The 21,378-nt window shown below is 66.1% G+C and carries 21 protein-coding genes and 2 tRNA genes; 15 read left to right on the forward strand and 8 right to left on the reverse strand.

What is annotated here, in order from left to right:
• The first annotated feature begins 21 nt into the window (after nt 1-21).
• The gene (gene yegS / locus AC5P7S_RS01245; protein ID WP_095378395.1) at nt 22-954 is read left to right on the forward strand and encodes a lipid kinase YegS; all 933 of its coding nucleotides are present in this window, start codon (nt 22-24) and stop codon (nt 952-954) included.
• A gap of 8 nt (nt 955-962) precedes the next feature.
• On the opposite strand, the gene AC5P7S_RS01250 is transcribed toward yegS, so the two are convergent.
• Nucleotides 963-1,844 carry an ankyrin repeat domain-containing protein gene (locus AC5P7S_RS01250; protein ID WP_242441373.1) on the reverse strand — a complete coding sequence of 294 codons (882 nt, stop codon included), beginning with the start codon at nt 1,842-1,844 and terminating at the stop codon, nt 963-965.
• 232 nt (nt 1,845-2,076) lie between these two features.
• On the opposite strand from AC5P7S_RS01250, the gene AC5P7S_RS01255 reads away from it, so the two are divergent.
• The 7 genes from AC5P7S_RS01255 (at nt 2,077) to AC5P7S_RS01285 (ending at nt 10,030) form a co-directional block, all read left to right on the forward strand.
• The gene (locus tag AC5P7S_RS01255; protein WP_495213590.1) at nt 2,077-4,329 is read left to right on the forward strand and encodes a Tle-like phospholipase domain-containing protein; all 2,253 of its coding nucleotides are present in this window, start codon (nt 2,077-2,079) and stop codon (nt 4,327-4,329) included.
• A 158-nt stretch (nt 4,330-4,487) separates the two neighbouring features.
• Nucleotides 4,488-5,963, forward strand: a complete 1,476-nt coding sequence (gene trpE, locus AC5P7S_RS01260; RefSeq protein WP_095378397.1) for an anthranilate synthase component I — start codon at nt 4,488-4,490, stop codon at nt 5,961-5,963.
• A gap of 67 nt (nt 5,964-6,030) precedes the next feature.
• A complete protein-coding gene (locus AC5P7S_RS01265) occupies nt 6,031-6,810 on the forward strand; it encodes an SIMPL domain-containing protein (RefSeq protein WP_053497688.1) in 780 nt (259 codons plus the stop codon).
• Nucleotides 6,811-6,812: 2 nt separating this feature from the next.
• Nucleotides 6,813-7,400, forward strand: a complete 588-nt coding sequence (locus AC5P7S_RS01270; protein ID WP_005419831.1) for an anthranilate synthase component II — start codon at nt 6,813-6,815, stop codon at nt 7,398-7,400.
• Between the two features lie 16 nt (nt 7,401-7,416).
• Nucleotides 7,417-8,448, forward strand: a complete 1,032-nt coding sequence (gene trpD, locus AC5P7S_RS01275) for an anthranilate phosphoribosyltransferase (RefSeq protein ID WP_005419829.1) — start codon at nt 7,417-7,419, stop codon at nt 8,446-8,448.
• 74 nt (nt 8,449-8,522) lie between these two features.
• Nucleotides 8,523-9,317 (forward strand): indole-3-glycerol phosphate synthase TrpC, encoded by a 795-nt coding sequence (gene trpC / locus AC5P7S_RS01280; protein WP_005419828.1) that lies wholly within the window; start codon nt 8,523-8,525, stop codon nt 9,315-9,317.
• Complete coding sequence (locus tag AC5P7S_RS01285; protein WP_005419826.1) at nt 9,314-10,030, forward strand: haloacid dehalogenase-like hydrolase; 717 nt, start codon at nt 9,314-9,316, stop codon at nt 10,028-10,030. Before trpC ends, AC5P7S_RS01285 begins: the two co-directional genes overlap by 4 nt.
• 141 nt (nt 10,031-10,171) lie before the next feature.
• Here AC5P7S_RS01285 and AC5P7S_RS01290 read toward each other — a convergent pair whose 3' ends face one another.
• Together AC5P7S_RS01290 and crp are read right to left on the reverse strand one after the other, a co-directional pair.
• On the reverse strand, nt 10,172-10,933 hold the full coding sequence (locus AC5P7S_RS01290; RefSeq protein WP_095378398.1) for a sulfite exporter TauE/SafE family protein: 762 nt from the start codon (nt 10,931-10,933) through the stop codon (nt 10,172-10,174).
• Nucleotides 10,934-11,067: 134 nt separating this feature from the next.
• On the reverse strand, nt 11,068-11,757 hold the full coding sequence (crp, locus tag AC5P7S_RS01295; RefSeq protein WP_010482649.1) for a cAMP-activated global transcriptional regulator CRP: 690 nt from the start codon (nt 11,755-11,757) through the stop codon (nt 11,068-11,070).
• Between the two features lie 149 nt (nt 11,758-11,906).
• On the opposite strand from crp, the gene speD reads away from it, so the two are divergent.
• Together speD and AC5P7S_RS01305 are read left to right on the forward strand one after the other, a co-directional pair.
• Complete coding sequence (gene speD / locus AC5P7S_RS01300) at nt 11,907-12,701, forward strand: adenosylmethionine decarboxylase (protein ID WP_005411315.1); 795 nt, start codon at nt 11,907-11,909, stop codon at nt 12,699-12,701.
• A 168-nt stretch (nt 12,702-12,869) separates the two neighbouring features.
• Nucleotides 12,870-13,190 carry a DMT family transporter gene (locus AC5P7S_RS01305; RefSeq protein WP_005419816.1) on the forward strand — a complete coding sequence of 107 codons (321 nt, stop codon included), beginning with the start codon at nt 12,870-12,872 and terminating at the stop codon, nt 13,188-13,190.
• 83 nt (nt 13,191-13,273) lie between these two features.
• On the opposite strand, the gene coq7 is transcribed toward AC5P7S_RS01305, so the two are convergent.
• The gene (gene coq7, locus AC5P7S_RS01310) at nt 13,274-13,918 is read right to left on the reverse strand and encodes a 2-polyprenyl-3-methyl-6-methoxy-1,4-benzoquinone monooxygenase (RefSeq protein ID WP_005419813.1); all 645 of its coding nucleotides are present in this window, start codon (nt 13,916-13,918) and stop codon (nt 13,274-13,276) included.
• 196 nt (nt 13,919-14,114) lie between these two features.
• Here coq7 and rplM point away from each other — a divergent pair, with 196 nt between their 5' ends.
• Both rplM and rpsI read left to right on the forward strand, forming a co-directional pair.
• Nucleotides 14,115-14,543 carry a 50S ribosomal protein L13 gene (rplM, locus tag AC5P7S_RS01315; protein ID WP_005414692.1) on the forward strand — a complete coding sequence of 143 codons (429 nt, stop codon included), beginning with the start codon at nt 14,115-14,117 and terminating at the stop codon, nt 14,541-14,543.
• 2 nt (nt 14,544-14,545) lie between these two features.
• Nucleotides 14,546-14,938 carry a 30S ribosomal protein S9 gene (rpsI, locus tag AC5P7S_RS01320; RefSeq protein WP_005411311.1) on the forward strand — a complete coding sequence of 131 codons (393 nt, stop codon included), beginning with the start codon at nt 14,546-14,548 and terminating at the stop codon, nt 14,936-14,938.
• Nucleotides 14,939-15,242: 304 nt separating this feature from the next.
• On the opposite strand, the gene AC5P7S_RS01325 is transcribed toward rpsI, so the two are convergent.
• Nucleotides 15,243-15,317: transfer RNA gene (locus tag AC5P7S_RS01325), tRNA-Gln, on the reverse strand.
• A gap of 55 nt (nt 15,318-15,372) precedes the next feature.
• Nucleotides 15,373-15,449, reverse strand: a tRNA-Met gene (locus AC5P7S_RS01330).
• Between the two features lie 121 nt (nt 15,450-15,570).
• Between AC5P7S_RS01330 and AC5P7S_RS01335 the strand changes: the two genes are divergently transcribed.
• The 3 genes from AC5P7S_RS01335 (at nt 15,571) to bfr (ending at nt 17,220) form a co-directional block, all read left to right on the forward strand.
• Nucleotides 15,571-16,194, forward strand: a complete 624-nt coding sequence (locus AC5P7S_RS01335; protein ID WP_005419809.1) for an RNA pyrophosphohydrolase — start codon at nt 15,571-15,573, stop codon at nt 16,192-16,194.
• A gap of 203 nt (nt 16,195-16,397) precedes the next feature.
• Nucleotides 16,398-16,607 (forward strand): (2Fe-2S)-binding protein, encoded by a 210-nt coding sequence (locus AC5P7S_RS01340; RefSeq protein ID WP_005419807.1) that lies wholly within the window; start codon nt 16,398-16,400, stop codon nt 16,605-16,607.
• Between the two features lie 142 nt (nt 16,608-16,749).
• Complete coding sequence (bfr, locus tag AC5P7S_RS01345) at nt 16,750-17,220, forward strand: bacterioferritin (RefSeq protein ID WP_005419804.1); 471 nt, start codon at nt 16,750-16,752, stop codon at nt 17,218-17,220.
• Between the two features lies 1 nt (nt 17,221).
• On the opposite strand, the gene AC5P7S_RS01350 is transcribed toward bfr, so the two are convergent.
• A complete protein-coding gene (locus AC5P7S_RS01350; RefSeq protein ID WP_095378399.1) occupies nt 17,222-19,456 on the reverse strand; it encodes an ATP-binding protein in 2,235 nt (744 codons plus the stop codon).
• Between the two features lies 1 nt (nt 19,457).
• Entirely contained in the window at nt 19,458-21,347 is a 1,890-nt protein-coding gene (locus AC5P7S_RS01355; protein WP_032954585.1) for an EAL domain-containing protein, read from the reverse strand.
• Nucleotides 21,348-21,378: the final 31 nt, after the last annotated feature.

A 21,378-nucleotide genomic window follows, 5' to 3' on the forward strand; every position in this document is an offset into this window, starting at 1 on the left:
CCCCCCTCCCGGAAGCACTGCATGACCACCCCGCGCTGGCGCATGATCCTTAACGGCAAATCCGCAGGCGATGACGACCTGCGCAGTGCCGTCGGCCATTGGCGGCAGCAGGGCGTACAGCTGGAAGTGCGGGTGACCTGGGAAGAGGGCGACGCTGAGCGTTACGTGGCCGAAGCCATCGACCATGGCGTGGACGTGATCGTGGCCGCCGGCGGCGATGGCACGCTCAGCGCCGTGGCCGAAACCCTGGCCCATCGCGATGAACCAGCCGAGGCGCTGCCCTCGCTGGCGCTGGTGCCGATGGGCACGGCCAATGATTTCGCCACTTCCGCCGGTATTCCCACCGAACCCCAGCAGGCCTTTGCATTGATCGGGCAGGCCTCCGCGCGCGCTGTGGACCTGCTGCGCGTGGACGCCGACGGGCGGACCTGGTGGTGCGCCAACCTGGCCAGTGGCGGCTTCGGTACCCAGGTGACCGTGGAAACTGATGCAGGCCTGAAGAAGATGCTGGGCGGGCTGGCTTATGTCATCACCGGCATCGCCAAGCTGGGCCGCATCGAGCCGATCGCCGCGCGCCTGACCGGTCCGGATTTCGCCTGGGAAGGCGGGTTCATCGCCCTGGGCATCGGCAACGGCCGCCAGGCCGGCGGTGGCCAGCAGCTGTGCCCGCAGGCGCTGATCGATGACGGCCTGCTGGACCTCACCGTGGTACCCGAACTGGACGGCGAGGTCGCCGCAACCCTGGGCCAGATGCTGACCGGTGGCAAGGAGGCGGCATTGGAGCGCGTGGCGAACCGCGCACAGCTGCCGTGGCTGCAGATCGACGCGCCGCAGGCACTGACGTTGAACCTGGACGGCGAGCCGGTGCAGGCGCAGCGTTTCCGCATCGACTGCGTGGCGGGCCGGGTGCGCATGCACCTGCCGGCGGATTGCGAGCTGCTCTCCGCCCGCTGAGGCGCGGGCTACAGCAGGGGGATGTCTTCTTCCCTGCTCGGGAACTTGAAGGCCTCGCGCTTCCTGCGGATGTGTTCGGGCATCGGCGGGCGCGGGATGTTGCGGTCAGCCAACCACTGTTGGCACTTCTTCTGCCAGGGCAGGTTGTCGGGCGTGGTGATTTCCCAGTAGATGTCTTCGACCATCAGTTGACGCGCAGTCTTGCCCGATCCCTCCTGTACAGGCTGGGAGATGGTGGGATCTGCGCCGTGCTCCAGCAACCAGTAGGCGTAGTCGAACCCACCTCTTCCTGTGTACCAGCTCAGGACGGTGTCGCTCCCGAGGCTCCTTAAGTTGGATTCGTTTACATCGGCCCCGTTTTCGACCAGAACCTGCACGTTCTTCCACTGGTTTCCGCTGAGAAACGCCTGCAGCAGCAACGTCTCATTGTTGATGTTGCGAGTATTGGGATCACCACCGTGTTTCAGTAAGAGATCGAGATAGCGCGGGTCGTCCATTTTCGCCGCGTAGACCATCGCGTTGTCGAAGTTGATCAACTGCCCGTTCATCTGCCTGGACTCGCGGGCGTTGGGGTCTGCACCGAGATCGAGAAGGGCTTTCAGTCCTCCGATGCTGCGGGCCCGCAGCGGCCATGCGATCAGAGGAATTCCATCGCGCGATGAAAACGTCTTGTCCGGATCTACGCCTTCCTCTTTGACGATGTGACGTACGGCGTCAGCGTCCCCTCTTTCGGTGGCAATCGCCAGCCGTAAAGCATTGCCTTCAAAGTAGCCTTCGGCGCCATGAGCTGATGTCGCTGTAGTCGCAGAACAGCCCGTTGCAAGGAAAAGTGTGATCCATGCTGCGCTTACGAGGAATTTTGTCGTCACGTTGTGAAGAATGACGTTCATTTTCTTCCTTTTGGTCCGCTCCTAGCGTGACAGTAGCAAAGGGTTCTGGTAATCCATAGCTACCGCAGAGCAAGCGGCATTTCAAAGTGCAATGGAGTTTGCCATGAGTGATCAGGACAATGAGGCGCGCGCCCGCGTAGTCCGTGAGCAGAACATGCTCGTCCAGCAGCTGCGCGATAGTGGAAATGAAAGTGAGGCGAATCGTCTACAAGAGACGTACCACGCACGCGAAATGTCGGGATTGGCCGCCGATGTGTATCAGTCTGCGAAGCACGAAGGGAACCCTCCTGCGGGATGGGCGCGCGCAAGCAGTGATCCCGCTGCACTTCGAAAAGCTGGGTTTAATATTTCCAATGCTGACCTGAAAGAACTGCTGGAGCCCACGCGTTCGGGGTTCCGGGCGGAAATCTACCTGCCCGACAAGAACGTTCTGGGCGAAGATGCCAAGCCGGTCATTGTCTACAAGGGCTCTACGGGCGAGATTGTTGATCCGTCTGCACCGGCCGGCCGCCGACAGTCCGGGAGCGAGGATTTTCTCAACAATGGTCAGCAGGGCATGGGCATGCGCAGCGATTACTATGATCGCGCCATGCGCCTGGCATCTGTCATGAATCAGCAGATCCCCGGCGGCTTCGAAATAGCCGGCCACTCTCTCGGCGGCGGCATGGCTTCCGCTGCTTCCGCCGTCACCGGCGTACGCGCCACCACGTTCAACGCCGCCGGCCTGCATCCGGCAACGCCATCGCGGTACGCCAAGGACAACGGCCTGCCGACCTTCGATACGCAGCACACGGTGCACACCTACCAGACCACCGGTGAAGTGCTGAACGATGTGCAGAACGGCATGCACCGGCTCAGCGAGCAGCAGCGTCGCGGCTACGGCTTGCTGGCCAACGAACTGGGCATGGTGCTGAAGGACCCGGTCATGCAGAAGGTGGTCGGCGAGAAGCTGCGCGAGATGCTGCCGCCAGGCGCGCAGACCTCTGCAGCACAGTTCATCGAACAGCTGGCGACCCAACCGGGTCAGCAGGCGCTGCGCGATATTCCGCTAGCGGCGGGGCGCCTTGAACTGCTGCTCGAACCCAAGATGCGCGATGCGCAGGGCGCGCTGATCGATCGCCCGGACACGGCCGCACCCAGCCAGGTCGCAGAACTCGCCGGGCCCATTTCCACTGTGCTGCATTCCACTGCCGCCGGCATGCACATCGGCCGACGGGTAGGCGAGAAGGTCGAAAAGGCCGGCGCTGCCACTGCCCATGTGCTGGACAGAACCGGCGACGGCGTCGAGCGCATGTTGAAGACCGAAGGCATGGCCATCGGTCAGGTAGTGAGCATGGGTTCGGCCAGCCTGCAGGTGAGCACGCGTGCGGCAAGCACGGTGATCGCTTCCGGGCGCGAGTTGACCGGCAGCATCGAAGCCACCGCACACCGGGTGCACTCGCAGGCCGGTGCCCGTGGCTTGTCCGCACTGTCGTGGGTGGCGGGTCATGTGGGCATGGACAAGATGGCCGACACGCTGACCAGGCAGGCTGAGGCCGTTCGCGACCAGGGCGAGCAGCATGCGCAGCACGCGACGAAGCAGGCCCAGACCGACGCGGCGGGCGTCCGCGCGACGGGCGAGCGCGTGGCCACCGCCATCAACCACGATGGGCAATGGGTGGCGGGCAAGCTGCAGAACGGGTTTGCCACGGCGGGCGCGCATGTGGATCGCGGCTATGACCTTGTGGCATCCCACGTGAAGGGCATCACCGCCACCGCACCGGTTACGCTGGCCACCGTGGGCGGTGCAACAGCGGGCCTCGGAACAGCGGCCGCAACACATGTGCCTACCGGCAACCTGCCGCAGGACATCGTGAAGCTGCGCAACCTGGACCAGTCCGCACGCGTGGTCCGTGGCATCGGCGCGGCCTTCAGCGAGGCGACGGCCCGTCATGGCATGGACCCGACCGTCATTCCCAGCCTGGATTCCGCGCTGATCAAGCAGGAAGCCGCCGCGCGCACGCTGATCGGGCAGCAGGCGAGCATCGCGCCCGCCGCTGACGGCCGACAGGCCGGCAGCACCACGGAGCCTGGCAAACCTGCGATCGGCATCGATCATCCTGCCCACGCCGGCAATAGCCTGTTCCTCGGCGCCCAGGCCGGCGTCCACGCCCTGGACCGCGCCCACAACCGCGTGCCCGACCTGCAGAGCGACCAGCTGGCCGGTGCGCTGGCCGCCCAAGCCAACCGCGAAGGCCTGCAGTCCATCTCCCATGTGGTTCTCAGTGACGACCGCGCCCGGGTGTTCGCTGTCGACACCGCCGACCTCAATGCCCCGCACCGACGCCATGCCCATGTCGAGGTGGCCCAGGGCATGGCCCAGCCGCTGGCCGTGAGCACGGCCCAGGTCGACGCCCTCAACGCCGGCCGCGCCGCCGCCCTGGACGCCGGGCTGGCCCAGCAGCAGGTGGAGGAGTCGCAGGAGCAGGCGCGACGCATGGGGTAGCGAGGGCGGGGTTCCCCTCCCGCCGATCCTGCGATACAGTCAAAGGGTGTCCAGCCTGACGACCCCGCATACTCTTTCTTCCGCACGCCGTTGGTGGCGATGGTGGCCCGTTGCCGTCGTCCGCCCCCATAACGCTGTGTCCCGGAAGGAAAGTCGTCTTGAACTCGCACGCTCAGTTTCAGCAGCAGGCCGCTGAAGGCCACACCCACATTCCCGTCGTCCGCGAAGTGCTGTCCGACCTGGACACGCCGCTTTCGGTCTATCTGAAGCTCGCCGACGGCCCCAATACCTACCTGTTTGAATCCGTCGAAGGCGGCGAGCGCTTTGGTCGTTACTCGATCATCGGCCTGCCGGCGCGCCGCGTGTATGCCTTCCACGGCCATACGCTGACCGTGCGCGAAGACGGCCAGGTGGTGGACACCCGCGAGGTAGCCGATCCCTTCGCCGAAGTCGAGGCGCTGCGCAGCGCCCACTCGGTGCCCAAGCTGGAAGGCCTGCCGGGCTTCACCGGCGGCCTGGTCGGCTGGTTCGGCTTCGAATGCATCGGCTACATCGAGCCGCGCCTGGCCCCGCCGGCTGGCCGTGATGAGCTGGGCACGCCGGACATCCTGCTGCTGGACTCCAACGAGCTGGCGGTATTTGACAATCTCAAGGGCCGGCTGTACCTGATCGTGCACGCCGACCCGCGTGTCGGCGGTGCCTTCGAGCAGGCGCAGGCGCGACTGGATGCCCTGACTGCGAAGCTGCGTGCGCCGGGTGCCGGCTATCCGGCGCCGCTCAACAGCGACGTGCTGGACGAATCGGATTTCGTCTCCGGCTTCACCCGCGAAGGCTTCGTCGATGCGGTTCAGCGCAGCAAGGAATACATCCGCGCCGGTGACATCTTCCAGGTGGTGCTCAGCCAGCGCCTGAGCGTGCCGTTCAAGGCGCGCCCGGTGGATGTGTACCGCGCGCTGCGCGCGTTGAATCCCTCGCCGTACATGTATTTCCTCGATGTCGGCGACCTGCAGGTGGTTGGTTCCTCGCCGGAAATCCTGGTGCGTTTGCAGGATGGCGAAGTGACCGTGCGCCCGATCGCCGGCACCCGCCCGCGTGGCGCCACGCCCGAGCTGGACCTGGCACTGGAAGCCGAGCTGCTGGCCGACCCGAAGGAACGTGCCGAGCACCTGATGCTGATCGACCTCGGCCGCAACGATGCCGGGCGCGTCTCCAAGGCCGGTACCGTGGAAGTGGGCGAGCAGTTCGTGATCGAACGCTACAGCCATGTCATGCACATCGTCAGCGAAGTGACCGGCCAACTGCAGCCGGGCCTGAGCTATGCCGACGTGCTGCGCGCCACGTTCCCGGCCGGCACCGTCAGCGGCGCGCCAAAGATCCGCGCGCTGGAAGTGATCCGCGAACTGGAACCGATCAAGCGCAATGTCTACGCCGGCAGCATCGGCTACATCGGCTGGCACGGCGATGCCGATACCGCGATCGCGATCCGCACTGCGGTCATCAAGGATGGCCGCCTGTACGTGCAGGCCGGCGCCGGCATCGTCTACGACTCGGACCCGGACAAGGAATGGGACGAGACGATGAACAAGGGCCGTGCGCTGTTCCGCGCCGTCGCCCAGGCCGCCAAGGGCCTGTGAGTTTCCCCGTGCCGTGGCCTGCGCCACGGCATCTTCCGCTGTTCCCATTGAAGACAAGGAGTACCGCATGAAGCTGCTGAGCGCATTGCTGTGGTCGTCGCTGCTGGCCACGATGGCCCCGTCTGCGTGGGCGCAGGCCAACACCATCCCCTCGCAGCCGCACCTGCTGGTGAAGGGGCAGGGCACCCGCACTGTGATGCCCGACCGCTTCGGCCTGCAGTTGAACATCGAAGAGACCGACATGGATGCCGACGCCGCGCGCCGCCGCGTGCAGGGCAACGTGGCCCGCGTGCTGGCGCTGTTCAAGCAGCACAAGGCGGTGGAGGGCAGCGTGCGTGCGGACAACCTGCGGATCGGCCCGGCGACGCGCTATGAGCAGAACCGGCAGGTCTTCATCGGTACCCGCGTGTCGCGCCAGCTGCGCGCCAGCTTCGCCAGCGTGAAGGCGATGCAGGACGTGCTGGGTGCGTTGAAGGCCAACGAGAACGTGCAGGTCAGCAGCATGGCGCCGACCTACTCGGGCGAAGCGGCGTTGCGGCGCGAACTCAAGGGCGAGGCCGCAGCCCAGACCCGCCAGTCCGCGCAGGGCCTGGCCAAGGCCTACGGCACCCGGCTGCGCGGCCTGTACAGCATTTCCGACGTAGCGCCGAACTTTGCTTATGGCATCCAGGCCGGCAGTTGGCCGAGCAGTGGGGATCTGGTGACGCCGCCTTCGCCGCCCGCGCCCGAGGCACCGATGAACAGCATCGAGACCACGGGCTCCCGCCTGCCCGAGTCGGTCGAAGCCGGCCCCATCACCTACACCGAAAACGTGTACGCCATTTTCCTGATAAGCGACGGAACCTGACCATGTTGTGGATGATCGACAACTACGACAGCTTCACCTACAACCTCGTGCAGTACCTGCAGACGCTGGGCGCCGAGGTGAAGGTGGTGCGCAACGATGCGATGAGCGTGGACGAGATCGCCGCGCAGAAGCCCGAGCGCATCGTCATTTCGCCCGGCCCGTGCACCCCCAACGAAGCGGGCGTGTCGCTGGAGCTGATCCAGCGGCTGGGCCCGACCACGCCGATCCTCGGCGTGTGCCTGGGCCACCAGGGCATCGGCCAGGTCTACGGCGGCACCGTGATCCGCGCCGGCAACATCATGCACGGCAAGACCTCGCCGATCCGCCACGAAGGCAAGGGCGTGTTCGCCGGCCTGCCGGACCGTTACCAGGCCACCCGCTACCACTCGCTGGTGGTGGACAAGAACAGTCTGCCGGACTGCCTGGAAGTGACCGCCTGGACCGAGAACGAGGACGGCTCGATCGAAGAGATCATGGGCCTGCGCCACCGCCAGTTCCCGGTGGAAGGCGTGCAGTTCCACCCCGAATCCATCCTCACCGAACACGGCCACGCCCTGCTGCGCAATTTCCTGCAGCGCCCGGCGGCCTGATCCAAGGAGCATTCCCATGAGCTTCTCCCCCCAGGAAGCCCTGCAACGCACCATCGAGCACCGCGAGATCTTCTTCGACGAGATGGTCGACCTGATGCGGCAGATCATGCGCGGCGACGTGTCGCCGATGATGACCGCCGCCATCCTCACCGGCCTGCGGGTGAAGAAGGAAACCATCGACGAGATCGCCGCCGCCGCCACGGTCATGCGCGAATTCGCGCTGGCGGTGCCGGTGGTCGACAGCACCCACCTGGTCGACATCGTCGGCACCGGCGGCGATGGCTCGCACACCTTCAACATCTCCACCTGCGCGATGTTCGTGGCGGCTGCGGCCGGTGCGCGCGTGGCCAAGCATGGCAACCGCAGCGTGTCGTCCAAGTCCGGCAGCGCCGATGCGGTCGAGGCGCTGGGGGCGGCCATCGAGCTGCAGCCAGCGCAGGTGGCCGCTGCCATCGAGCAGACCGGTATCGGCTTCATGTTCGCGCCGATCCATCATCCGTCGATGAAGGTCGTCGCGCCGGTCCGCCGCGAGATGGGGGTGCGCACCATCTTCAACATCCTTGGTCCGCTGACCAACCCCGCCAGCGCGCCGTCGGTGCTGATGGGCGTGTTCCATCCTGATCTGGTGGGTATCCAGGCGCGCGTGCTGCGCGAGCTGGGCACCGAGCGCGCCATGGTGGTCTGGGGCCGCGACAACATGGATGAGATCTCGCTGGGCGCCGGCACCCTGGTGGGCGAGCTGCGCGACGGCAAGGTGCGCGAGTACGAGATCCACCCGGAGGACTTCGGCATCGCCATGTCGGCCAGCCGTAACCTGCGCGTGGACAGCCCGGAGCAGTCCATCCAGATGCTGCGCGCGGTGCTGGACAACGAGCCCGGCCCGGCGCTGGACATCGTCGCGCTCAATGCCGGCGCCGCGCTGTACGTGGCCGGCGTGGCCAGCGACATCGGTGATGGCCTGGCCCGCGCCCGCGCTGCCATCGCCAATGGCAGCGCCCGCCAGCGCCTGCAGCAGTATGTGGAGACCACCCGCGCGCTGGTTGCCTGAGCGCGCGGTTCAGCCTGACCCCATCGATGGCCGATAATGGCCGTCCTCAGCGCCCCCGCACCGAATCGAAGACGATGAGCGACATCCTGCAGACGATCCTGGCCCGCAAGGCCGAAGAAGTGGCCCAGCGCCGCGCCCAGCGCCCGCTCGAGGAGCTGCAGGCCGCCGTGGCCAGCGCCCCGCCGGTACGTGGCTTCGTACGCGCGTTGCAGGCGGCCGTGGCCAACGGCGACCCGGCGGTGATTGCCGAGGTGAAGAAGGCCAGCCCGTCCAAGGGCGTCATCCGCCCCGACTTCCGACCGGCGGATATCGCGGTCAGCTACGAGTTCGGTGGTGCCAGCTGCCTTTCGGTGCTGACCGACGTGGACTTCTTCCAGGGCGCCGATACCTACCTGCAGCAGGCCCGTGAAGCCTGCACGCTGCCGGTGCTGCGCAAGGACTTCGTGATCGACGCCTACCAGGTGTACGAGGCACGCGTGCTGGGCGCCGACTGCATCCTGCTGATCGTCGCCGCGCTGGACGACACCCAGCTGGCCACGCTGTCGGAACTGGCGCTGTCGCTGGGCATGGACGTGCTGGTGGAAGTGCACGACATCGACGAACTGGAGCGCGCACTGCAGGTGCCGGCGCCGATGATCGGCATCAACAACCGCAACCTGCGCACCTTCGAGGTGTCGCTGCAGACCACGCTGGATATGCAGCAGGCGGTGCCGCGTGACCGCCTGCTGGTCACCGAAAGCGGCATCCTCGGCCCGCAGGACGTGGCGCTGATGCGCGACGCCGGCATCCATGCCTTCCTGGTCGGCGAGGCCTTCATGCGCGTGGAAGAGCCGGGCGAGGGCCTGCGTCAGCTATTCTTCGCAACATGACAACGCACTATCCGACGCCGCGCGAGGATGCGCCGCTGGTGGTCTTCGACTTCGACCACACCCTCTACGACGGCGATTCGGGTACCCACCTGTTCGCCTCGCTGATCAAGCGCAACCCGCTGCGCATGCTGGCGGCGCTGTTGGTCACGCCGATCGCCGGGCCGATGGTGGCGATGCTGCCGACCCGTCGCGCGGGCATCTCGGTCTATGTGTGGATCGGCAGCTTCGGCCTGCACCGTGCGCGCGATTTCAACAAGGTGATCGACGCCTACGTGCTGCGCAACCAGGCGCAGATGCGCGCCAAGCTGCTGCCGCAGGCGCTGGAAGTGTTCGCCGCGCACCGCGCCAAAGGCGATCGCGTGGTGGTTGCCACCGGCGCGCCGCCGGAGCTGGCCCGCGCGATCCTGGCCTTCGTGGCCCATCAGGATGTGCCGGTGATCGGCACCGAGGTCGGCCCGCGGCTGGGCGGCGTCGGTCCCACCCGTCACTGCCACAACGAAGAGAAGATGCGCATGCTGCGCGAACGCGGCTATGGCGACATCGATATCGCCTATTCCGACAGCACCGCCGACCTGCCGCTGCTGCTGGCGGCCAAGGCGCCGGTGGTGGTGAACCCGAAGCCGGGGCGGGTGGCGTTCTTCCGCCGCGTGCTGCCGGCCGGCACCCGCATCCTCAACTGGGGATGCGTGGATCGCGGCGGCGACAAGGCGTAGCCCGGGGCCAGATCCCATGGGGGTTCTGACCCCATCGCACGATGACGGATCTGCCGGCCAGCGGCCGGCGCTACCCTTCTCCGTCGCGGTTGTGCCGACCCTTCTCCGTTCCGGTAGTGCCGGCCGCTGGCCGGCAAGCGCTCAGCGCCCCAGGTGCCCGTACACCGCATGCCCGATCTGGAACAGGCTGATGCCCAGTACCAGCACGCCCACGGCCACCAGCACCCAGCGCTCCTTCACCCGCTTGACCAGGATTGCTGCCACCGGAGCGGCCATCATGCCGCCGATCAGCAGGCCGGCAACGATCTGCAGGTGCTGCACGCCCATCGACAACAGGAAGGTCGCTGACACCGTCAACGTGACCACGAACTCGGCTGCGTTGACTGTTCCGATGGTGGTGCGCGCCTGGCCGCCGCGGGCGAGCAGGGTGGACGTGGCGATCGGCCCCCAGCCACCGCCGCCGCTGGCGTCGAGCAGGCCGGCGAAGAAGCCCAGCACCGGCACCCGGCGGATCTCGCCCTTGGGCATCCAGCGCCCAGCGGCGCGGGCGAGGATGATGATCGCCAGCACCAGCAGGTACAGGTAGATCAGTGGCCGGATGATCTCGCCCGGGATCTGCGTGAGCACGTACGCGCCCACGGCACCACCCACTGCGCCGGGCAGGGCCAGGCGCAGGAACAGGCGTTTATCGACATTTCCGGCTGCGAGGTGCGACACCCCCGAGGCGCCCGTGGTGAACACTTCAGCGGTGTGGATGCTGGCGCTGACCTGCGCCGGGGGCAGGCCCATGCTCAGCATCACCGACGAGGACACCAGGCCGAACGCCATGCCCAATGCACCGTCCACCAGCTGTGCGCCGAGGCCGATGAGGATGAACCACCAGAATTCGCTGCTCAGCTCCATGCACCGAGCCTAGCCCAGCGGGCCGCGCAGGGGCCGTGTAGAGCTGAACCCATGCGCGGCTGCCTTCGACGGACAGCAGCCGAGCGTCGGCTCGGCTCTACAGGATGGCTCGGCAGCCTTGGGTTGCCTTGCAATCAACGGGTGCCGTACAGCACCACGGTCTTGCCGCGGGCATGCAGCAGGCCGTCGGTCTGCAGTTTCTTCAGCACGCGGCCGGCCATTTCGCGCGAGCAGCCGACCAGTCGCGCCAGTTCCTGTCGCGATACGCGCAGCTGGCTGCCCTGCGGGTGGCTCATCGCCTCCGGTTCCTGCGCCAGGTCGTGCAGGGTGCGCACGATCCGGTCGGTCACGTCCAGGAATGCCAGGCGGCTGGCCTTGCGGCTGGTGTCGAGCAGGCGCTTGGAAATCTGCTGGCCCAGCGCGTACAGCAGGCGCGGGGCATCGGCCGACAGCGGGCCGAGGAACAGCTGATGCAGGCGCTCGTAGCTGATTTCAGCCAGCTCGCAGGCGGTACGGGTCCGCAGGATCACCTCCCGGCGGTCCGATTCGACGAACAGGCCCATCTCGCCGACGAACTCGCCGGCACCGAAGTAGCCCAGCACAAGCTCGCGATCGTCATCTTCCTCGGCCATGATCGAAACCGAGCCGCTGATGACGTAATACAGGGTTCCCGCCGGGTCTCCGGGCCGGAAGACGTCGGTACGGGTGGGATATCGCCGCCTGTGGCTGTGCGCCAGGAAACGATCGATTGTGGCGATATCCAGGGCCAGTGGACTGCTAGCTAGGCGCACGGTTGACACGATAGGAGCGCTCCCTCTGCGCATGAACGGATTCACGGGGTCGATAGCGGAGCTTAACCAGCGCAATTGTTAAGGGCAAACAGTGTGCCAGAACTCTTGCGTCTTCACGTTCCCCCCGGGGGCAGTTTGCCCCATAATTCCCCCTTTCCCTTCTTACACAGGAATCGACCGCCGTGGTCAAGCCGTTGCCTCGCCTGAGGCTGCAGGGTTTCAACAACCTCACCAAGGCGCTGAGCTTCAACATCTATGACGTGTGTTACGCGCGCACCGAAGAGGAGCGTCAGCGTTACATTGAATACATCGATGAAGAGTACAACGCCGACAGGCTGACTCAGATCTTGACCGATGTCGCCGAGATCATCGGCGCCAACATCCTGAACGTGGCCCGCCAGGACTACGATCCGCAGGGTGCCTCGGTGACCATCCTGATCTCCGAAGAACCGGTGATCGACAAGAAGCTGGCCGGCAAGGAGCTGATCTCCGACGCCGTGGTCGCGCACATGGACAAGAGCCACATCACGGTCCATACCTACCCGGAAACCCATCCGCAGGAAGGTATCGCCACGTTCCGCGCGGACATCGACGTGGCCACCTGTGGCGTCATTTCCCCGCTGAAGGCCCTGAACTACCTGATCGAGAGCCTCGAGTCGGACATCGTGATCATGGACTACCGCGTCCGTGGCTTCACCCGCGATGTGAAGGGCAAGAAGCACTTCATCGACCACAAGATCAACTCGATCCAGAACTTCCTGGCCAAGAACATCAAGTCGCGTTACGAGATGTTCGACGTCAACGTCTACCAGGAGAACATCTTCCACACGAAGATGCACCTGAAGGACTTCGACCTGGACCAGTACCTGTTCGAGGAAAAGGCCAAGAACCTGTCGTTCAAGGAACGCATGAAGATCGAAGCGCTGCTCAAGCGCGAGATCGAAGAGCTGTTCCACGGCCGGAACCTGTCCGAGTAAGCCCCATGTGCGATGCCCGCAGGCATCGCCACCCAGGCGGGACGACCCGCCCCGTGGAACCAGTGCCCCGCACGCGTTACAGTTCCACGGTGATGTACCGACCCACGGCCCGGTGTGAAAACACCGGGCCGTTTCGTTTTTCTCAAAAAAGGTAAGGAGCCCCCACCCATGCCCTGGATCTACCTGCTGCTGGCCGGCCTGTTCGAGATCGGTTTCGCCCTCGGAATGAAGTACTCCGAAGGCTTCAGCAAACCCCTGCCCACCGTTGCCACGGTGGTATCGGCCCTGATCAGCCTGTACCTGATGAGCCAGGCGATGAAGAGCATCCCGGTCGGTACGGCCTACGCGATCTGGACCGGCATCGGTGCCATGGGCGTGGCTGTGCTCGGCATCTACCTGTTCAATGACAGTGCGTCGCCGGCCCGCCTGGCCTGCGTGGGCCTGATCGTGGCCGGCGTGATCGGCTTGAAGCTGGTCTCGCCCAACTGATTGATGGCCCGACCAACGGTCGGGCCCCCACCGTCGCCCCCCGCACCTCCTGGTAGGCCCGCACCGTTGGTGCGGGCGACCCTTCAGATGCGGTAGGCGATGGTCTTCATCACCCTGGAGGCCAGCGCCATCACGCCCGGGATCGGGAACGGCAGGCGGCGTGCGCCGGCCTGCTCGGCGTGCTCCGCATGGCGGGCTTCGTCTTCCTTCATCACCTCGATGACCGCACGGCTGCGCAGGTCGCCGGCCGGCAGATCGACCAGGTGTTCGTCCAGATGGGCTTCCACCTGGCGCTCGGTTTCGACCACGAAGCCGAGGTTCCAGCCGTCGCCGCGCAGCCCGGCCAGGGTGCCGATGGTGTAGCTGCCGGCGTACCACAGCGGGTTGAACAGGCTCGGGCGGCTGTCCAGCTCGCCCAGCCGGGTGGCACACCACGCCAGGTGGTCGGTCTCCTCCTGGGCCGCTTCCAGCAGGTGTTCACGCGTGGCAGGGTCGCGGGCCACGGCGGCCTGCCCGAAATACAGGCCCTGTGCGCAGACTTCGCCGACGTGGTTGATCCGCATCAGCCCGGCCGCGTGGCGGCGTTCAGCGTTGTCCATGCCCGGCTCGCTGGTGTCCGCGGCCGGGTAGGGGCGGGCTGCCGGCGGGTTGCCGAACACCGTGTCCAAGGCGCGCTGCGCTTCGGTCAGCAGATGGTCCAGCGGTGTGGTCTGGCGGAGCACGGTCATGGCGGTACGCGGTGGGACGGAAGACCCCTCGATTCTCCCCCGGCTCCGGCCCCCTGCCAACCCGGGACATGGCCGGCTTGCACCGGGGGCTTGACCTGCGTACAATCCCGCCTCTTACGCTTCACCTTTCACAACGCGTGGCAGAGTTCCGGCGAGCCGTTCGCCGCAATGAGCCCGACCTAACATAGAGTTCTTCATGAGCACTTTCACTGCCAAGAACGAGACCGTCCAGCGCGACTGGTACCTCGTCGACGCCGAGGGCAAGACCCTGGGCCGTCTCGCCACCGAGCTGGCCCGCCGTCTGCGTGGCAAGCACAAGCCGGTCTACACCCCGCACGTTGATACCGGCGACTACCTGGTCGTCATCAATGCAGAAAAGATTGCCGTCACCGGCAAGAAGCTGCAGGACAAGATGTATCACCGTTTCACCGGTTACATCGGCAACCTGAAGACCGAGTCCCTGGCCCAGGCGCTGGAGCGCCACCCGGAGCGCGTGATCGAGATCGCCGTCAAGGGCATGCTGCCGAAGGGCCCGCTGGGTCGCCAGATGTACCGCAAGCTCAAGGTCTACGCCGGCACTGAGCATCCGCACGCCGCACAGCAGCCGCAGGTTCTGGATATCTAATCATGGCTATCACTCAAAACTACGGCACTGGCCGCCGCAAGTCCTCCACCGCTCGCGTGTTCCTGCGCAAGGGTTCGGGCAACATCACCGTCAACGGTCGTCCGCTGGACGAGTTCTTTGGTCGTGAGACCGCGCGCATGATCGTGCGCCAGCCGCTCGAGCTGACCAAGAACACCGAAAGCTTTGACATCCTGGTCACCGCCGCTGGCGGCGGCACCACCGGCCAGGCCGGTGCGATCCGTCTGGGCATCGCCCGTGCTCTGGTCGAGTACGACGAAACCCTGAAGTCCGAGCTGCGCAAGGCTGGCTTCATGACCCGTGACGCCCGTGAAGTCGAGCGTAAGAAGGTTGGTCTGCACAAGGCCCGCCGCGCCACCCAGTTCTCCAAGCGTTGATCTACCGCGCCTGGTTGGGCTCCTTCGGGAGCCCGCTGGATGGGAAAGCAAAAGCCCGGCTTCGGCCGGGCTTTTGTCGTTCTGGGGCTGTGCATTTCGAGGTTGCCGGCCAGTGGCCGGCGATGGGGTGGGGTCAGAGCCTTTTCCTTTGGAAAAGGATCCGACCCCGGATCCCTCTCTGGAGGAGAGCCCCCTTGATGTTCAAGGGGGCGCGCCGACAGGCGCGGGGATAAGGTGGGGATGCGCGACCAAAACAAAAAAGAAAAAAGCCTGATCTTTCGATCAGGCTTTTTTCTTTTTTGTTTGGCTGCCCCGGATGGATTCGAACCACCGAATGCCTGAGTCAGAGTCAGGTGCCTTACCGCTTGGCGACGGGGCAAAACGTGCAACTATTTTCTCACTTTTCACACTGAAAAACAACTTGATTTTCAATGTGGTGGCTATGGGTGGACTCGAACCACCGACCCCAGCATTATGAGTGCTGTGCTCTAACCGGCTGAGCTACATAGCCTTGGTGAGCCCGCTATTCTGCGGATGTGTATCGGCCCTGTCAACACTTTTGTGCCGTGCTTGTGGGCCGACAGAGGGCATGGGATAGTCCCGACCAGTAGATTTTCTTAGGAGTCCGCATCGTGATCGATCCGGACGGCTATCGACCGAACGTCGGCATCGTGCTGATGCGGCAGGACGGCCAGGTGTTCTGGGCACGACGCGTGCGCCGGGACGGCTGGCAGTTCCCGCAGGGCGGCATGAACACCGACGAGACGCCTGTCGAGGCCATGTATCGTGAACTGCAGGAAGAGACCGGCCTGCTGCCTGAGCACGTGGAAGTGCTCGGGGCGACGCCCGGCTGGCTGCGCTACAAGCTGCCGGCGCGGGCCATCCGCCGCAATGAACGGCAGGTCTGCATCGGGCAGAAGCAGGTCTGGTTCCTGCTGCGCCTGACCGGCGATGAATCGCATGTGCAGCTGGACCATACCGACTCGCCCGAGTTCGACCACTGGCGGTGGGTGGACTTCTGGTACCCGGTGGAGCACGTAGTGATGTTCAAGCGTGGCGTCTATGCGCGCGCGCTGCGACACCTGGCGCCGTTGGCGCGTGGGGTGGCCGGGCAGGGCGTCAGCGCCATGCCCAAGAGTGCCGCCGAGGCCTGGATGCCGGGCCACGCGGCCGGCCACGACAGGCCCCGGAAGCGCACGCCCAAGCGCGGCGGCTACTGGCCGCGCAAAGCCAAGGGGGAGTCCGGGGCGGTTTGAATGGGAGCCCACGCAGGCTGCGGGCCGATCCGTCACAACGCGTCCCCGCCGGCTGTTTCCAGCAGGACCGGGCTGTCCGGCGGGCCGGTCAATCCGACTCTGAACGGTATCGAGAATGGTTCAGGTCTCTGATTGACAACCATTCTCGTTTCCATTGGAATAGGCAACAGGCCGCTTCTGGCCTGCCAGCCCGGTTCCCGCCTGTGTACGTCTGCATCTGCAACGGAGTCACCGACCACCAGATCCGCGAAGCCGCCAACCATGGTGTCAGCACGGTGGCCGAACTGACCATGCGGACCGGTTGCGGTGCCACCTGCGGTTCCTGCCTGGACATGGCCGGCGACCTGCTGGCCAAGGCACGCGCGACGCAGGATCTGCCGCTGCCGGTATTGGGCCTGGCCCAGGTTGCCTGATCGTTTCCTCGCGGCGTGTTGACGCCGCGCTTTCGCATCCTTCACCTGCAGTCGCGCAGGCCAATGCGCACGATTCGCGTTCCTTCACCACCGCACGCAAGGCGGTACAGTGCCTGCGTTTTCAGCGTGCAGGAGCATCCCCATGAAGGGCGACACCAAGGTCATCGAATTCCTCAACAAGGTCCTCTACAACGAGCTGACCGCGATCAACCAGTACTTCCTGCACGCCAAGATGCTGAAGAACTGGGGCATCAAGGAACTGGCCGAACACGAGTACAAGGAATCGATCGACGAGATGAAGCATGCCGACATGCTCGCCGACCGCATCCTGTTCCTCGAAGGCCTGCCGAACTTCCAGGCGCTGGGCAAGCTGCGCATCGGCGAGAACCCGACTGAAATCCTGCAGTGCGACCTGTCGCTGGAACGCGATGGCGTGGTCACCCTGCGCGAGGCGGTGGCCTATTCCGATTCGGTTGGCGACTATGTCAGCCGCCAGCTGTTCGTGAAGATCCTCGACTCGGAGGAAGAGCACATCGACTGGCTGGAAACCCAGCTCGACCTGATCGAGCGCATCGGCGAGCCGAAGTACCTGCTGAGCAAGCTGGAAGAGTGAATCAGCGGTCCTGGCCGGCGCGATGCTGTGCCAGGTAGCCCGTCAGTGCAACGCGCGCCCGGGCGAATTCCGCCACCAGCAGCGCCACCGCGACTGCGGGGCGCTGCAGGCTGCCACTACGGGCCTCGTGCTCGATCCGCTGCGCGATCGCCGACAGCGACAATGCCCCCACGTTCGCGCTTGATGATTTCAGGCTGTGCGCGACGGCCTGCATGCGCGGTTCATCGCTGTTCCGCGCGGCCAGCTGCAACTGCTGCACCATCGCCGGCGCATCTTCAAGAAATACCGTGACGATCTGGGTGGCAGCATCGCCGATCACCGCGTGCAGTTCATCCAGCACATCGCGGTCGAGCACCGGTTGTGGCTTGGAGCCGACCCGGCTGTCATCGTCCTGTAGATCCGAGCCGTGCTCGGCTGAGGGTGCGCGACTGCTGTTGGCCGTCAGCCGAGCATCACCCGGCTCTACAGAAGGCCGTGCAGGTGCTGCGGCTTTACCGCCACCCCAGCGCTGCAGCAGCGCATGCAGCGTGGCGCGTGCGATCGGCTTGGACAGGTAATCGTCCATGCCGGCCTGCAGGCAGCGCTCGCGGTCGCCGGCCATCGCATTGGCGGTCATCGCGATGATCGGCAATCGCGCATGCCCGGTTTCCGCTTCTTCGGCGCGCCAGCGGCGCGTGGCGGCGTAGCCGTCCAGCACTGGCATCTGGCAATCCATCAGCACGATGTCCAGCCCGCCTTCGCGGAGGGCGGCCAGGGCCTGTTCGCCATCGGCGGCGTTGCGCACCTCGCACTGGAACACCCGCAGCAGCTGCTCGGCCACCATCCTGTTCACCGTATTGTCCTCCACCACCAGCACGCGCAGATGCAGCGGCGGCAGCGTGGCAGCCGGTTGCTCGTGTTCCGCGCTGGCCAGCAGCGCAGCGGGGCGGGCAGAGGCGACCGGTGCCGCCAGCAGTGCATGCAGGGCGGCGTCGTCGAAGTGGGAGGGCAGCTGGCGCTGGCGGGGGCGTTGCGCAATCGCATCCTCCTGCAGCCACAGTACCTGCAGTGCATCGTCGTCGCCGCGTTCCCCCAGTGCGAGCTGCAGCGTGGCCTCGCCGTTGCGGCGTGCGCGCGCATCGACCAGCAGCCAGGCGGGTGCCGGTTTTCCGGGCCGCGCGGGAGCGCGCAGGCGCTCGACCACGCTGTCCAGTTGCGCCAGCACCTGCACCTGCAGTCCATGGTGGGCAGCGATGCGCTCGATGCGTGCCTGCAGCGATGCATCGGCACTGAACAGCAGCAGCGGTGCCGGCGCGCGCGTCATCGCCGGCAGGTCGCCAGGAACCTTCAGCAGCGGGATCTCGAACCAGAACGTAGCACCCTGGCCGGGCGTGGACTGCACACCAATACGCCCATGCATCAGGTCGATGATGCGCTTGCAGATGGCCAGGCCCAGGCCGGTGCCGCCGTAGATGCGCGTGGTGGATGCGTCGGCCTGGCTGAAAGACTGGAACAGGCGTGCCTGCAGCGCGTCGTCGATGCCGATGCCGGTATCGATGATCTCGAAGCGCAGCTGGTGCTGCGCGGCACCTTCGCCCAGGCGCAGCACGCGCAGCTGCACCTGGCCGCGGGCGGTGAACTTGATCGCATTGGCCAGCAGGTTGCTCAGCACCTGGCGCAGGCGCACCGGGTCGCCGCGCACCGGCAGGCGCACCGATGGATCCAGCTGCAGTCCCAGTGCCAGGCCCTTGGCGTCGGCGGCGCGCTGCATCAGCTGCACCACGCCATCGAGCAGATCGCGCAGGTTGAAGCTGGTGATTTCCAGCTCCAGCGCCTGTGCTTCCAGCCGGGAGTAGTCGAGGATGTCGTCGACGATGCGCAGCAGCTGCTGCGAGCTGGCCGAGGCGGTGGCCAGCATCTGCCGCTGGTCCTCGCTCAGTGGCCCGCGTGCGATCAGCTCCAGCATCGGCAGGATGCCATTGAGCGGGGTGCGGATCTCATGGCTCATCGTGGCCAGGAACTCGCCCTTGGCCAGCACGGCCGCCTCGGCGGCCTGCTTGGCCTGCAGCAGCTGTTGTTCCAGCTGGCCCTGGCGTTCAGTGGTATGGCGTAGCTGGTCCCGTTCAGCGGCCAGCGCTCCGTGCGTGCGCTGCAGCTGCGCCAGCGCACGGTCGCGCGCGCGAAGCCGCAGGCCCAGCACCATCAGCGCGATGGTGGCCGCGGCGAGGGCAACCAGCAGCACGCCCCACAGCGGCACGTCAGAGCACCGCGTTGTGGAAGTCGAAGTTCAGGTCGCTGCCGGCCGACTGCACCATGTTGCCCTGGATGTAGTCGACGCCGCCGACCCACATCGCCGCCGCAGCCTGCGGATCCTCGATCTGCTGGCCGATGATCTGCAGCCCGGCGGCATGGGCCTGATCGATCGCCTTGCGCAGCTCCTCGCGCGTGGCCGGATTGGCGTGGCTGCTGGAAAAGCGCGCAGCCATGCGCACGAACGACAGCGGCAGCTGGTTCAGCAGGGCATCGGCCTCGCCGCTGGGTTCGAACTGGCTCAGGCAGAAGCGCACCCCGGCACTGGCCATGCGCTGGCAGAACTGCTGCAGCGGCACGGTGTGGATCAGTGCGTCCGGCAGGCGCACGTCGATCACCAGTGCACTGCCCGGCAGGTCGCGCTGCTGCAGTGATTCCAGCAGCCAGTCGGCGAAGGCGTCGCGCTGCAGGGTGCGCAGCGACTGCGAGACGAACAGGTTCAGTGGCTGCGTCGCGTGGCGGTACAGGTCCAGCAGCCCCAGCGCGTGGTCCATCACCTGCTGGTCGAGATCGGCGATGCGGCCCGCGGCTTCCGCGGCCGGGATCACCTGCCCGGCCGCCAGCACGGTGCCGTCGGCCTGGCGAAGGCGCAACAGCAACTGGTACTGCGCGGTGTTGCCGCCGGCAACAGCGACGATCGGCTGATAGGCCAGTTCCAGCTGTCCTTCCAGCAGCGCCAGGTGTTCCTGTTCGGTGACTGCCTGGCGGTGCACATGGCCGGCCACCCCGGCGCTGAGCAGGCGCGCCTGCAGGGTGGTGCGCTCGACGGCTTCCAACGCACTGTTGGCATCCTCGAAGCCCGGTGACAGCGGTGCATAGCCAACTACGCCGCGCAGGTGCACGGATTCGTCGTCGCGGATCACGAAGGCACGTGCCGACAGCTGCTCGCGCAGGCTGGCAGCGATGCTTTCAAGGGCGTCCTCGTCGGCGCTGCGGGCCAGCAGCAGGAAGCTGTTGTCGTTCAGGCGTGCCAGCAGGTGCGGATGGCCGGCTTCGGCCAGGCGCTGCCCGGCCTGCACCATCAGCCGTTCAAACGCGGCATAGCCATAGCGTTCGCGCAGGCCCAGCGCGCTGGCCACTTCGATGAAGAACACGCCGCCCTGATCGCGGTGGGCGAGTGCGGTGTTGAGCTGCTGCAGCACGTGGTGGCGCGTCGGCAGGCCGGTTTCCGGATTGCTGGTGGCCGGTGCGCCGGTGGCGCCGGGCAGGGTCGCGGCCTGGGCTCGTGCGCGGCGGATGCGGTTGGCCACCGCTGCGATCAGGTGGCGGGGCCGGATCGGTTTGCTCAGGTAGTCGTCCGCGCCGCTGTCGAGGACTTCGAACTGGCGCTCCGGATCCGGATCACCGCTGAGGAACACGATCGGAAGCAGCTGCAGGCCGGGCTGCTGGCGGATCAGCGCGGTCAGGCGCATGCCGTCCAGGCCGGGAAGGTGAAGATCCATCAGGATCAGGTCGGGGCGATGCTCCTTGATGGCCTGCAGCGCGGCATCGGCATCGTTGTGGACGATCGCCTGCATGCCGGCGCCGTGCAGCACGCTCTGCGCGAACAGGGCCTGCGCCCGATCGTCTTCAACGATCAGCACGCGGTAGGGCGAGTCCGATGGCGACGGGGCCAGATCGTTGTTGCCGGCGTCGGCCAGTGCGATCGGGCCGGGCAGCGGCGGCGGCGCGCTGTTGGCCGGCGTGGACGCATCGGCCGCGACAGGGGATGGGGTCGCCGCCATCGGTGGGTCCACGGCCGGAGGTGCCGTCTCGGGGGCCCAGCGTTGCCAATGGTCGGCCGGAGGGGTTTCAGCGCGTCCCGGGCGGGCGCCCGCGGGGGATTCGTTTGCGGCCATCGGTGCTCCTGGTGTTCGCGTCCATTATGCG

The organism is Stenotrophomonas sp. YJH_SMC_32, from assembly GCF_059369975.1.

Bases quoted from the DNA above. Each gene is read 5' to 3' on its own strand.
- AC5P7S_RS01255 (WP_495213590.1), top strand. From the start codon at position 2,077: ATGTCGGGATTGGCCGCCGATGTGTATCAGTCTGCGAAGCACGAAGGG.
- rplM (WP_005414692.1), top strand. From the start codon at position 14,115: ATGAGCACTTTCACTGCCAAGAACGAGACCGTCCAGCGCGACTGGTAC.
- trpC (WP_005419828.1), top strand. From the start codon at position 8,523: ATGAGCGACATCCTGCAGACGATCCTGGCCCGCAAGGCCGAAGAAGTG.
- coq7 (WP_005419813.1), bottom strand. From the start codon at position 13,918: ATGACCGTGCTCCGCCAGACCACACCGCTGGACCATCTGCTGACCGAA.
- yegS (WP_095378395.1), top strand. From the start codon at position 22: ATGACCACCCCGCGCTGGCGCATGATCCTTAACGGCAAATCCGCAGGC.
- AC5P7S_RS01290 (WP_095378398.1), bottom strand. From the start codon at position 10,933: ATGGAGCTGAGCAGCGAATTCTGGTGGTTCATCCTCATCGGCCTCGGC.
- AC5P7S_RS01270 (WP_005419831.1), top strand. From the start codon at position 6,813: ATGTTGTGGATGATCGACAACTACGACAGCTTCACCTACAACCTCGTG.
- AC5P7S_RS01305 (WP_005419816.1), top strand. From the start codon at position 12,870: ATGCCCTGGATCTACCTGCTGCTGGCCGGCCTGTTCGAGATCGGTTTC.
- crp (WP_010482649.1), bottom strand. From the start codon at position 11,757: ATGCGCAGAGGGAGCGCTCCTATCGTGTCAACCGTGCGCCTAGCTAGC.
- rpsI (WP_005411311.1), top strand. From the start codon at position 14,546: ATGGCTATCACTCAAAACTACGGCACTGGCCGCCGCAAGTCCTCCACC.
- AC5P7S_RS01250 (WP_242441373.1), bottom strand. From the start codon at position 1,844: ATGAACGTCATTCTTCACAACGTGACGACAAAATTCCTCGTAAGCGCA.
- AC5P7S_RS01265 (WP_053497688.1), top strand. From the start codon at position 6,031: ATGAAGCTGCTGAGCGCATTGCTGTGGTCGTCGCTGCTGGCCACGATG.
- trpD (WP_005419829.1), top strand. From the start codon at position 7,417: ATGAGCTTCTCCCCCCAGGAAGCCCTGCAACGCACCATCGAGCACCGC.
- AC5P7S_RS01285 (WP_005419826.1), top strand. From the start codon at position 9,314: ATGACAACGCACTATCCGACGCCGCGCGAGGATGCGCCGCTGGTGGTC.
- AC5P7S_RS01355 (WP_032954585.1), bottom strand. From the start codon at position 21,347: ATGGCCGCAAACGAATCCCCCGCGGGCGCCCGCCCGGGACGCGCTGAA.
- bfr (WP_005419804.1), top strand. From the start codon at position 16,750: ATGAAGGGCGACACCAAGGTCATCGAATTCCTCAACAAGGTCCTCTAC.